Below are 11,964 nucleotides of genomic sequence, written 5' to 3'. Positions count from 1 at the left end.
TAATGATAAAAAATATAATTAAAGATGCAGGTTTAACTTTTATGCTAGGCCTGCTTTTTTTTGCTTGTTCATCTCCGGGTAAAAAAGACGAAAAGAGTTCTGGTCAATTAGAACAAAAAGCACAAGTTAAAACGCCAGTTTTTAATGCCGATTCAGCCTATCATTACATTGATAAGCAAGTGGGGTTTGGGCCGCGTGTGCCAAATACTGAAACACATGCGCAATGTGCTTTATATCTGGAAAGTAAAATGAAACGTTTTGGTGCTGAGGTGATTGTTCAGGAAGCTGATGTAGTTGCTTTTGATAATACTGTTTTGAAAGCTAAAAACATTATTGCACAATTCAATCCTGATAAAAACGATCGTTTGCTCTTATTCGCCCATTGGGACTCGCGACCATTTGCTGATCATGATGCAGATGCAAGTAAGCACAATAGTCCTATTGATGGAGCTAACGATGGTGCAAGTGGAGTAGGAGTTTTAATGGAGATAGGGCGTCAGATAGGTAAGGCAGGTATTGATATGGGTATTGATATCATCTTTTTCGATGCTGAAGATTATGGACAGCCCGATCATCTTGATTTACCCTATAAAGAGCATACCTGGTGTTTGGGTTCGCAGTATTGGGGAAAGAATCCACATCGCGATGGCTACTATGCCCGTTATGGTATTTTATTAGATATGGTTGGTGCTGAAAATGCCCTGTTTTTCCAGGAACTACATTCCTTACAATATGCACCCGAATTGAATCAGCATGTATGGAACATTGCATCTGACATTGGTTATGGGAATCATTTTGTTTTTGAAAAAGGCGGCATGATAACGGATGATCATGTGTATGTGAACAAGTATCGCAACATTCCTTGCGTTAATATTATTCAATTTAATGCTTCGTCAGAAAGTAGTTTTGGAGATTTCTGGCATACGCACGATGATAACATGAGTAATATTAATAGAGCTACTTTAAAAGCCGTTGGACAAACAGTGCTTGAAACCATTTATAGAGAGAGGTAGGGATGTGAGATGTTGGTATGTACGATGTAGTAATATGACACAGTTAACTTGCTTTATCAATTTGTTAATTTGAAGATGAATCAATTTGAAAATGTGTTGTAGTGATCTTATTTACGGACTTCGGACTTCTAACTAAAAGCTTTTTAAAATGTTACTTCCTTATCTAAATGAGAATCTAATTGAAGCTGGTTGCGATGAGGCCGGACGAGGTTGTTTGGCGGGCCCAGTGGTAGCAGCTGCAGTAGTATTACCCAAAGACTTTCGACATGAGTTATTAAATGATTCAAAGAAGTTAAGTGAGAAACAGCGAGATAAATTACGACCAATCGTTGAGAAGGAGGCCTTGGCATGGGGTGTTGGCTTTGTTGATTTTGATGAAATTGATAAGATTAATATTCTGAATGCTTCTTTCCTTGCCATGCATCGCGCCATAGAGCAGCTTAAAGTGCTACCCGCACACTTATTAATTGATGGTAATCGATTTAAACCATATGAAGGTATAGATCACACTTGTGTGATAAAAGGAGATGGTAAATATTTATCCATTGCCGCAGCAAGTATTTTGGCAAAAACCCATCGTGATGAATACATGCAGAAAATGCATGAACAGTATCCTGTATATGCCTGGGATAAAAATAAGGGTTATCCAACTAAAGCACATCGGCATGCTATAAAAGCACATGGTCCAACACCTATTCATCGCATGAGCTTTCGCTTGTTGGATGAACAATTGAGTTTGGATTTGTAGCACAAAAAAAACCGGCACTAGGCCGGTTTAAATATTGTTTAGTTTGGCTTAGAAAGCGTAACTAGCTGTAATTTGGAAACCTTTAGATTTTGCACTCCCATCTTCCTCAGTATTCTTGTTTAACTCGGATAAACCTAAAATGTAACGAGCTTCAATACCTAAGCCATTTTCTAAATCATAACCTAAGCCTACGGCTAAACCAAAGTCTATTCCTTTCAGACTATCCTTAAAATCGTAGGATTCAGATGTAATGTGTCCATCAATTGAGCTATCATAACTTGTTTTGGCAGATAAAAGAAAGTCCATTTGAGGACCTGCTTGTAAATTAAAACCAGAAGAAAGGTAGTATTTGGCAATGATTGGTATTGATAAATAGTTGGTTTTAATTGAGCCTTTATTATAGTCATTACCTTCACTGTAATTAATTTTTGCGCCTTTCATGGAATACAATAATTCAGGTTGAATCGCAAATTTTTCTGAAACCGAATATTTGGCAAATGCACCAATTGTTAACCCCACTTTGTATTCCAAACCAGGATCATAATCTACCTCAGTAATTTTCAGGTTTGCAATGTTAATACCAGCCTTAGCTCCAAATTTAACTTGTGCAAACGAGCTTGATGCGATTGCCAATAAGGCAACAAGAACTAATAATTTTTTCATAATTGTTTGATTAGGTTTATGATTAAAAGTATATATAATATAGTTTGATATTTAGATCAATAAGATTGTTTAAAAAGCATAACCTGCGGTAAATTGTACAACACCATGTTTACCATCAGTATCAATTTCATTTGAGTCTACAATATCGGTTAAGCCAAGATTATATCTTAAGTCAAATCCGAGCCCCATGTCTAGATCGTATCCAACTCCAAAGTTAATGCCAAAATCGAGGTTTTTGAATTGATCTTTAACATCAACATCAACCTTTCGGCCTAGAAATTCCATTTTTACTTTTGATGATATAAGGTATCCAACTTGAGGTCCAAACTGGAAGTTTAAACCTTTGTCAAGATAATATTTGAGCATTAAAGGGAAGTTGAGGTAATCAAATGTAGTTGTCACATCAATATTAATGCCTTCTTCAACGGCAGTTTCTTTTGAACCTTGAGGAGAATAAATAACTTCAGGTTGAAACACAAGTCTTTCCGCCATTGGAACACGAACAAAACCACCAAAAGCAGGTGCAATTCTGTTGTCAGTGTCCTTAAAGCCTTCTCCAGATCCGTTGGCAAGATTAACGCCGAGTTTTAAACCATATTTAGTTTGAGCTAAAGAGCTTGTTGTTATCGCAATTACTGCAATAATTAAAATTAGTTTCTTCATAAGTAAAAAGGATTAGGTTATAATATTTACCACTGGTGAAGATAATAATTTTTAATTGAGAATTACATCGATTGTATTTTTTTTGATGTTTTGAGCAATTCTTGATTGTGTTAAATGAGAATTTTAGGCATAAAAAAACCGGCACAAGGCCGGTTTAAATATTGTTTAGTTTGGCTTAGAAAGCATAACTAGCTGTAATTTGGAATACTCCATTTTTTCCGTCAGCCTCATCATAATCGGCAACATTAGTTAAACCTAAGTTATAACGAACATCAAATCCAAGACCAAAATCAAGCTCATAACCAGCTCCAAAATTTAATCCAAAGTCAACACCTTTCATTTGATCCTTAATATCTTCTTCTTCCTCTTGACCATTAGCTTCCATTTTGAATTTAGCTGATAATAAAAATCCAACTTGAGGACCAGCTTGTAAACTAAATCCTTCAGTAACATAGTACTTTGCCATTAATGGAATGTTTAAGTAATCCGTTTTCATAGTTACATCAACATTTACACCTTCATAGCTTTCTGACCCAGCAGCACCTTGCATCGAATACAATAATTCTGGTTGAAATGCAAATTTCTCTGACAACTCAAATTTCGCAAAACCACCAAATACAAATGAAGTTCTTGAATCTAAACCTTCTCCGTCATCACCAGTAATACTTGCGATGTTTGTACCTGCTTTAACACCAAATTTAACTTGTGCAAACGAACTTGCCGAAATTGCCAATACGGCAACAATAACTAATAACTTTTTCATGATTGTTTGATTAGATTTAATTTTTATTAAACGGTAGCGAATGTAGAAGTATTTTTTATAATAACAAACAGTTTTGAGTAGCATTTTATTTGTTCGATATCAATTGCAGCTTAGCTTGTGGCGTATTTAGGAATTGTTTTAGTGGTGTTGGTGTAAGAAATGTTGCCGTTCGTCAATTGTTGATAAATACAAGTGATTATAGTCTTAAACATGTAAATTTACTAGGACAGAGTTCTTTGATAGAGGTGGCACTCATACAGTAATTCGTAATACTAGATTTTTATACCTAAATTTGGAAACATTAACATTAATGCTTGCTGCTCTTGAAAAAAGTTTTGTTACACAGTGTATTTTTTTTCCTTTTCATTGGAGTTTTGCTTCCAAATCAAATTTTGGCTGCTGGTTCTACAGATTCCTTATTGATTGCCAAAGCACGTAAGGCCATTGAAATTTCTGCTACAAATCCGGATAGTACCAAGCTTCTTGTTGAGCGTATTTTTAGTGATTATTCCAAAACTGATACTACGGTATTGGCATATGCCAATAAGGCCTTGGGAGAGTATTATTATTACACTCAAAATTTTGATTCGGCTAAAATTGTCTATAAAAAGGCTTTGGATGCTTTTATGTGTGTGAAGGATACGATATACATTGCAACAGTATACAACGATTTAGGTTTGATAGATTATTATCAAGGAGCATATGACCATGCATTGTTTTATTTTTCGGAATCGTTAAAACAAGAAAAGTTATTAGATAATGAATTGGGTATTGCCAGTTCGCACCACAACATTGGTATGGTATATGGGCGTTGGGAAAGATACGACCAGCTATTTGAACATTATAATAAGGCACTTTTGATTTATGAAAGACTGGATGAAAAAGAAAGCATAGCCGGCCTGACCAATAATATGGGTGTAACATATGCTTCAATGGAGTTGTATGAGGAGGCCTTGAAGTGTTATAAAAAATCGTACATGGCATTTAAAGAGATGGGCGATAAGGCTGGGGTGGCAACTATTTCAAGTAATTTGGGGTGTCTGTTTGTTTATTTAAAACAAAACCAAAGGGCACTTGCCTACTTTAACGAAGCTTTGGATTATTTTAAAGACTCGGGAGATCAGCGAAACCTAATAGCAACATACTCTAGTACCGGTGATGCATTTATGGCAGTGAATAATAAAAAAGAGGCCATGAAGTATTATTTGTTAGCTGAAGAAGAAAATAAAAATCTGGGATTAAAGGCTCTTAAAAAAGATAATTATTACGCCCTGTATAAAGCTTACAAAGAGATGGGGCAATATGAGAATGCTCTAAGTGTATATGAACAATATAATGCTATTAAAGATTCCATTTTTACAACAGCTAAATATGAGCGTCTGATAGAGTTAGAAAAAAAATACCATGTTGAGAAAAGTGAGAAAGAGCTGATTGAATTGCGTTCCAAAGAAGATAAGATTGAATTGTATCTCTGGATGTTATCTATTTTTGTTGTTCTTTCGGTTGTAATTGTGAGCATTGGACTTTATGCCATGAAAATGAAAGAGCGTCAGCGCCGTTTAATGATGGAGCAAAAAGTGCTGCGTAATCAAATGAATCCGCATTTTATCTTTAATGCACTTTCGGCCTTACAATGTGTTATTCTGGAGGAGGATAAAGATGAAGCAATCAGTTTTATTTCAGATTTTTCATCACTTATGCGTTTGGTGCTGCAGTATGCCAAGGAAGAGAGTATTAGCCTTGAGAAAGAGCGCGAGATTTTGCAGCGTTATATGAGTTTGCAAAACAGACGTTTCGATAAGAAAATTAATTACCAAGTGGAGGTTGATCCAGAAATCACAGTTAATAAAACCATGATACCACCTATGCTTACTCAGCCGTTTTTGGAGAATGCGCTGGAACATGGCGAGTTGAGCTTGTGTGAAAATGCAACTGTTAAGGTTAAGTTTGAGCGTAAAGACAAAACTTTGGTTTGTTCCATAGAGGATAATGGAGTTGGCATTAAAGCTTCAAAGGCCAGTAAGAGAAAGAGCTTGCATAAATCTGTTGCCATGGATTTAACAAAAGAGCGCATTGCTTTGCTTTATGGAAACCTAAACAAAAGTCAAGTAGAGATGCAAGTAGATGATTTGTCTGACTTTGGCTCAAAAGGTACGCGAATCACTTTTGTTATACCCTTTCAGGAGATGAATTAAAAAACGTCCTGTGATACAATAGAAATACACAGGAGGTTTTTTGAAAATGCACAGGAGGCTTTTTCTTTTGTATCAAAAGGAGCATTTCTCTATAATAAAACAGTAATTGAAGAGTCTCCCGTTAAAAGTTTTTAGAACTATTACTTTCTTCCAAAATCAGCAGGTATTTCGCCCCAGTTTTTTGTGTCCCATTTTAATATGGGAGTGGTGTAAGTGTTTGTTTTAAGCCATTGCTCAGCACGTTTTACCAGGGCAAAAAGTTCTTTGGTATCTGCATTTACTTCTAGTTTTGTCTTACACTTTTTATTTTTCACCCAGCCAATAGCAATCTTTGAATCGGAATAAACCGGAACGGGTGAATTGTGTTTTTTTAAAAACGATAGTCCATGAACCAGAGCAAGAAACTCACCAATATTATTAGTTCCAAGGTCAAACTTGAGGTGGAAGAGCTGTTCTTTAGTTTTTGTGTTGACACCTTGGTATTCCATTACTCCAGGGTTACCACTACAAGCGGCATCTACCGAGATGCTATTGTAATAGATGTTTTGTTTCGAATTAATGGCATTAGATGTTTTTGCTTTATTGCTAAAGTTGGCATATTGGCCATAGGTACCTTTCATGGCTTTTTCTGCTTCGACTAATGTGGCAAATCCTTTGTATTGAGCTCCGTTAAAGCCTTTTATCTGAGCTTGACATTCGGGCCACGAAGAATAGATGCCTGGTTTGGCACCCTTCCACACCACATAGTATTTATTCTTTTTTGCCATACTTTCTTAATAATGCCCTGCAAAGCTAGTTTTTTAGCATTGTATATACAACAAAGCCATCAGCAATAAACCGATGGCTTTGAATAATATTGTTGACGGTTAATTATTTAACCAAAGTCATTTCATCAATAAGGTTAGTCGCACCTGCATACTTGTCGATAATGAAAAGTACATAACGGATGTCAACATTGATACACTTCTGAAGTTCTGTTTCAAAAGCAATATCACCACTCATAGCTTCCCAGTTGCCATCAAAAGCTAATCCGAATAAGTGACCTTCGGCATTAATTACCGGGCTACCACTGTTACCACCCGTAATGTCGTTGTTTGAAGTAAAACAAACTGGCATGTAACCTGCAGCATCAGCATACTGGCCATAGTCTTTGTTCTTCCAAAGCTCTTTTAGTTTAGCTGGAACTTCAAACTCAAAGTTATCAGGATCTTCTTTTTCCATGATACCTTCGATGGTTGTGAAATGCTTGTATTTTACACCATCTTTAGGTTCGTAATCGCCAACTGAACCATAAGATAAACGCATTGTGAAGTTAGCATCCGGATAGAATACTTTGTCTGGTTGCATTTCAAATAAGCCAGCAGTAAATAAGCGGTTGTTTTTATCAATAGCAATGGCGCTCTCAGCTTCCATTCCTTTTATCTCGCGGTATTTTTCAATTGAAGAAACACCACCAATAAATGCATAATCCTTTTGGAGAACTTTCAAAGATGGTTTTTCAAGGAAAGCTTTGAAGCGAGCTTCGTTCATGAAAACTGATTTGTTATAAACGTAATCAGCAAATTTCTGGAAGTCACCTTTGAATTTTTTGTTAATGGTAGCATAAAATGATGGATGGTATTTAGCTTCAATGTCGTCGTTGTACATTTTAAGTAAAGCACCAATTACTTTACGATCCGTTTCAGGGTTGTAATCTTTGAAGAATCCTTCGCCTGCTTTTTTAAGGCCTGCAACAGCTTTATCAATATCTTCTTGATTTTCTTCTTCTAATGCTTTTTCAAGACCAGTAGCTCGGTAGGCAAAGTATAAAACTTCGGCACCACGTATTTGACACTCAGCTAAAAATGATGTTGCTTTTACAAATGAAGCGCGGTTAGCATATGATTTTTCTAATTCGGCTAATACATTTTCGTACTTAGCTTTTCTGTCGGCGTCAGCATTTACCCAGTTTGTAAATTCAGTTTCTAACTCACGTTTCTGTCCCAGTACATTTAGTTTCTCCAATCCGCGGTTCATACCAATACTGTTTTTCCAGTAGTTAGCACTCCCTGCAAACTTTGAGGCATATTGAATGTTTACTTTTTCGTCAGCACGCATGTCTTTTAACCAGATGTCTTGTTTTACGCCACGAGGCTTGATACGAGCTTCGTTAACAATTTGCATGCGCTCTTCAATACCCCATGATGTAAGGTAACGTTGAGTGCTTCCTGGGAAACCAACAGTCATTGCAAAGTCGTCCATCTGCACACCTTTTAACGAAACCGGAAGGTGATGAGCTGGTTTGTATGGTTTGTTGTCTTTCGAATATTCGGCTGGTTTGCCATCAGGGCCACAATAAACACGGAACATGCTGAAGTCACCAGTGTGACGCGGCCACATCCAGTTGTCGGTATCAAAACCGAATTTACCAATTGATGATGGAGGAGCACCAACAAAACGCACGTCGTTGAATTTTTCGTAAGCAATTAAGAAAAACTGGTTGCCTTCGAAATAATCTTGTACTCTTATTTGATATTCGTTTCCTTCTTGTGCTTCTTTAACGAGTTCTGCCGATACTTCTTTAATTTTTGCTGCGCGATCAGCTTCGCTCATATCATCGTTCAATTCAGCATTTACCTTTTCAGTTACATCGGTCATGTATTTTAAAAAGGTTACTGATAAACCCGGAGCAGGTAATTCTTCGTCGAAACTCTTTGCCCAAAAACCATCCTTTAAATAGTTGTGATCAACTGAGCTTAGTTCTTGAATGTTACCATATCCACAGTGGTGGTTGGTTAAGATTAGTCCTTGATCAGAAATCATCTCTCCAGTACAGCCACGTCCAAAAATAACGATGGCATCTTTAAGGCTTGAATTGTTAACGCTATAAATATCTTCTGCAGAAAGTTTCATTCCCATTTCCTGCATTTTATTCATATTTAGCTTACTCACAAGTGGTAATAACCACATTCCTTCGTCAGCCTTTGCCATTTGGCTAAAGCTAATTATACCTGTTAAAAACAGTATTGCTATTCGTTTCATAAAAGTGTTTTAATTCGCCCGACTTACAGTATTAGACTCTTCTAATGTTTTTGAAAACAGTAGATTAGGAGTATTGTGTTGTGAGCGACCATTTATTTACTATCTATTTATTATCAAAGTTGCGGTGGCAAAGATAAAATTTTTCGTTAAACCTAGAAGTGAAAGTGTTTTGGAGGACTTAAAATTTTAATACAAAAAAACCGGATAATAAATTATCCGGTTCGCTTTCCCGACAGCAGTATTGTTTTCCCGCTTGTCCCTGACAAATTTGAATTGACCTTAGGCCAATTGTCTTTTATTAAAAAATACACCCTTTGGCTCACTCGTTAGGTATGCATTGTTTTTACCGTTGCTTAACCTTGTTGATTCCGGATAGTTTAAAAATGTTTCGTAAAACTTAACCTGCTCAAAGTAGTTTAGTTTTAGCTTTGTCGGACTCATAAGGTACTTACGTGTCCAAAAATTCACCGGATCGTAAAAATTAACTACTTGAAGACCTTTGATTTTTAAGAAGTAGTCAAGTAATTCTTCTTCTGAATATTTCTCATTGGTCATTTCATGCATCGAAGAAATTATTCCCTTCTTTTGATGATTTCCCTCACTAAACAGCATTGATTCCAAATTACCAATGGCATTTTTCTCAGCCAAGAGAATGATTCCTTTTTTCCAGAACCAAATTCCGAATGCGCTTAGTGCTATTAATGTTATTATTACAGAAGTGATCATTATAGTTGCTCTTTGGTTTAATTATCTATCTCCACAAAAATCGTTCACAATACCTTCTACTTAAATTTTTCAATATTGTTGCGTTTTTGTTGTCAATGGATAATACTTTCGTAGTTAATATTAGTTAATCATTGTTGATGAAATGATGAATTATTCTGACCAAAGTGCAGTAGTGAATGTTGAAAAAATAAACCTTTATTTTTTAATGTCGGTAAAATAAGGTAAGTGGCAACTTTTAAAGTTGTTGAGAAGTTTAATTCTGGTATTTAACTGCTTAAATTCTGTTTCTGGTAATAAATGAATTTGACTTTGCGATATGCTTTTAAAACCAAAAAAATCATTTAGGCGATCTGCCAAATATTCTTGTTCGTATTGACCAGGCGTAGGAATCAATATGGCTCTTCGATTCATAACAAATAAATCCATCAAGGTAGAGTAACCTGATCGACAGATAATAGTTTTACTCGCCTTAAGTAGCTGCTTTAATTGAAAGCTCTGACAATTGGCCATGAATGATACTGATCCAATAGCTGGCTTTTGATTTTTTTGCCCAGGAAGCCCTTGTAGTATTAATGTGCTAAGGTTTGATTCTGAGAATTTGTCGATGAGTAATTGTTCAAGTATGCTGCGTTGAGGTTCAGGTCCCGAAAGAATAACTAAACGATCAGGTGCGAGCTTAGTTGATTTTTCGGTATTTTCATTTGTAACTGATAGGCGAGATAAAAGACCGATATAATTGGTGGGTATCTTTGTCTTAGCACTTGAAAGCCTACCGGATAAGTTTGTCGATGTTTGACTATCCGGAATCCATAAGGCATCAAATTGATTAATTAATGTGGTAATAATCTTTGTGCTTGTCCAATTAATCCATTTAAATTTTGGACCTGTTTCAGGCGATGTTTGATGAGAAATGATAATTGAAGGAATGGCTGAATTGCGAAAGCCATAGCGGTTATCGGATATTATAATGTCGATGTTATTCTTCGCAATTATTTTTTCTACCTGATTTTTATCCTTATAAATAGAGCTAATAAAAGAGGGTAGTTGAAATAATAGTTTTAGCCATTGTTGCGAGCCCTTCGAAAATTTCACCCTAAACCCTTTAGTATATATGTATTCAAGTTCAGGAAAAGTTTCTTTTAGAATGTCAATGGATGGCGATTCTCCTGAGATTATACATGTGTGCCCATCATTTCTTAATTTATGAATGATAGGAATTAAACGCGTTGCATGACCTAAGCCCCAGTTTAATGGACTGATTAAGATGATTTTGCTTGGTTCACGTTTAGGCTCCATTTATGAATTATCCTGATACCGATACTATATGGCCTCTTTTTTCTGCTTTATTCGCAATCGCTTTGAGCGTATCTAAGGGTACCTTTTTTAAAGAATTATAAGGCGTATCACGCTCAATGGTATATATCATCACCTTTTCAGGTTTAATAATATCTAAAGCGTCAAGCCACGAATTGATATCTGCATCAGACAGGTTACTGATGTCTTTACCCTCTAACTCCCCTGCAACAAACATGGTTTGAATTATGAGTTGACCTTTAAAATCAACCAATTGAGCAATGGTTTTTTCTAAATCGAATGCGTAATTCGGCTGGTCCAGTCGAAGAATGGTTTCCTTTAATCCTGAATCAAGCTTTTGTATGTTGTCATCAATTTTAAGCAATGCTTCAACAACCTCTTTTTTATGCAAACGCGATGCATTTGATAAAACCGCAATTCTAGCCTCGGGGCAATGTGCATTACGCAACTCAATGGTATCGTTAATAATAGCAGAAAACTCAGGGTGCAATGTAGGCTCACCATTTCCTGCAAAGGTTATTACATCAGGTTTTAAGCCTTCTTTTTGCATGTCGATAAGTTTGGCCGCTAGCCGTTCTTTTACTTCCATTCGAGTGGGCATCACATCCTTATTATCTCCTAACTCACCATTTAATCCGCACTCGCAATAAATACAATCAAAGGAGCAGACTTTACGATTGTTTGGTAGTAAATTCATACCTAAGGAAACGCCAAGACGGCGACTCATTACAGGGCCAAAAACGGTTTTGTCAAATAAAAATGTCGACATGCTTTTTTTTGCAAAGGTAGTATTTTGTGTGGTATCGAAAAGGCTTAGTTTAGCTTGTTTTGTAACGCTAAAACTCGTTTTTCGCAACC

11 protein-coding genes are annotated in these 11,964 nt (G+C 36.2%); 3 read left to right on the top strand and 8 right to left on the bottom strand.

Translation table 11 applies throughout. The annotated features are described in order from the left end of the window. Nucleotides 1–2: 2 nt before the first annotated feature. Both ACRD7B_RS15660 and rnhB read left to right on the top strand, forming a co-directional pair. A complete protein-coding gene (locus tag ACRD7B_RS15660) occupies nucleotides 3–1,013 on the top strand; it encodes a M28 family peptidase (protein WP_430825529.1) in 1,011 nt (336 codons plus the stop codon). A 148-nt stretch (nucleotides 1,014–1,161) separates the two neighbouring features. After that, on the top strand, nucleotides 1,162–1,761 hold the full coding sequence (gene rnhB, locus ACRD7B_RS15655; protein WP_430825528.1) for a ribonuclease HII: 600 nt from the start codon (nucleotides 1,162–1,164) through the stop codon (nucleotides 1,759–1,761). Between the two features lie 48 nt (nucleotides 1,762–1,809). Here the strand turns inward: rnhB and ACRD7B_RS15650 are convergent, their stop codons facing one another. The 3 genes from ACRD7B_RS15650 to ACRD7B_RS15640 form a co-directional block, all read right to left on the bottom strand. After that, nucleotides 1,810–2,424 carry a porin family protein gene (locus ACRD7B_RS15650; RefSeq protein WP_430825527.1) on the bottom strand — a complete coding sequence of 205 codons (615 nt, stop codon included), beginning with the start codon at nucleotides 2,422–2,424 and terminating at the stop codon, nucleotides 1,810–1,812. Nucleotides 2,425–2,493: 69 nt separating this feature from the next. After that, the gene (locus ACRD7B_RS15645; RefSeq protein ID WP_430825526.1) at nucleotides 2,494–3,087 is read right to left on the bottom strand and encodes a porin family protein; all 594 of its coding nucleotides are present in this window, start codon (nucleotides 3,085–3,087) and stop codon (nucleotides 2,494–2,496) included. A 175-nt stretch (nucleotides 3,088–3,262) separates the two neighbouring features. Further along, a complete protein-coding gene (locus tag ACRD7B_RS15640; RefSeq protein ID WP_430825525.1) occupies nucleotides 3,263–3,850 on the bottom strand; it encodes a porin family protein in 588 nt (195 codons plus the stop codon). Nucleotides 3,851–4,173: 323 nt separating this feature from the next. Here ACRD7B_RS15640 and ACRD7B_RS15635 point away from each other — a divergent pair, with 323 nt between their 5' ends. Further along, nucleotides 4,174–6,045: a tetratricopeptide repeat-containing sensor histidine kinase gene (locus ACRD7B_RS15635; protein ID WP_430825523.1), complete on the top strand. Its 1,872-nt coding sequence runs from the start codon at nucleotides 4,174–4,176 to the stop codon at nucleotides 6,043–6,045. A gap of 140 nt (nucleotides 6,046–6,185) precedes the next feature. On the opposite strand, the gene ACRD7B_RS15630 is transcribed toward ACRD7B_RS15635, so the two are convergent. The 5 genes from ACRD7B_RS15630 to ACRD7B_RS15610 all read right to left on the bottom strand — a co-directional run bounded on the left by ACRD7B_RS15630 (nucleotide 6,186) and on the right by ACRD7B_RS15610 (nucleotide 11,875). Next, nucleotides 6,186–6,812: a ribonuclease H1 domain-containing protein gene (locus tag ACRD7B_RS15630; protein WP_430825522.1), complete on the bottom strand. Its 627-nt coding sequence runs from the start codon at nucleotides 6,810–6,812 to the stop codon at nucleotides 6,186–6,188. Nucleotides 6,813–6,915: 103 nt separating this feature from the next. After that, nucleotides 6,916–9,066, bottom strand: a complete 2,151-nt coding sequence (locus ACRD7B_RS15625) for a S46 family peptidase (RefSeq protein WP_430825521.1) — start codon at nucleotides 9,064–9,066, stop codon at nucleotides 6,916–6,918. Between the two features lie 279 nt (nucleotides 9,067–9,345). After that, nucleotides 9,346–9,792: a hypothetical protein gene (locus ACRD7B_RS15620; RefSeq protein ID WP_430825520.1), complete on the bottom strand. Its 447-nt coding sequence runs from the start codon at nucleotides 9,790–9,792 to the stop codon at nucleotides 9,346–9,348. Nucleotides 9,793–9,987: 195 nt separating this feature from the next. Then, the gene (locus tag ACRD7B_RS15615; protein ID WP_430825519.1) at nucleotides 9,988–11,088 is read right to left on the bottom strand and encodes a glycosyltransferase; all 1,101 of its coding nucleotides are present in this window, start codon (nucleotides 11,086–11,088) and stop codon (nucleotides 9,988–9,990) included. A 7-nt stretch (nucleotides 11,089–11,095) separates the two neighbouring features. Beyond that, on the bottom strand, nucleotides 11,096–11,875 hold the full coding sequence (locus ACRD7B_RS15610) for a radical SAM protein (RefSeq protein WP_430825518.1): 780 nt from the start codon (nucleotides 11,873–11,875) through the stop codon (nucleotides 11,096–11,098). Between the last annotated feature and the right edge of the window lie 89 nt (nucleotides 11,876–11,964).

The organism is Carboxylicivirga fragile (assembly GCF_050589805.1).
Taxonomy (GTDB): domain Bacteria; phylum Bacteroidota; class Bacteroidia; order Bacteroidales; family Marinilabiliaceae; genus Carboxylicivirga; species Carboxylicivirga fragile.
Note: the sequence above shows the minus strand (reverse complement) of the source record. Positions and strands in the feature narration are given on the sequence as shown.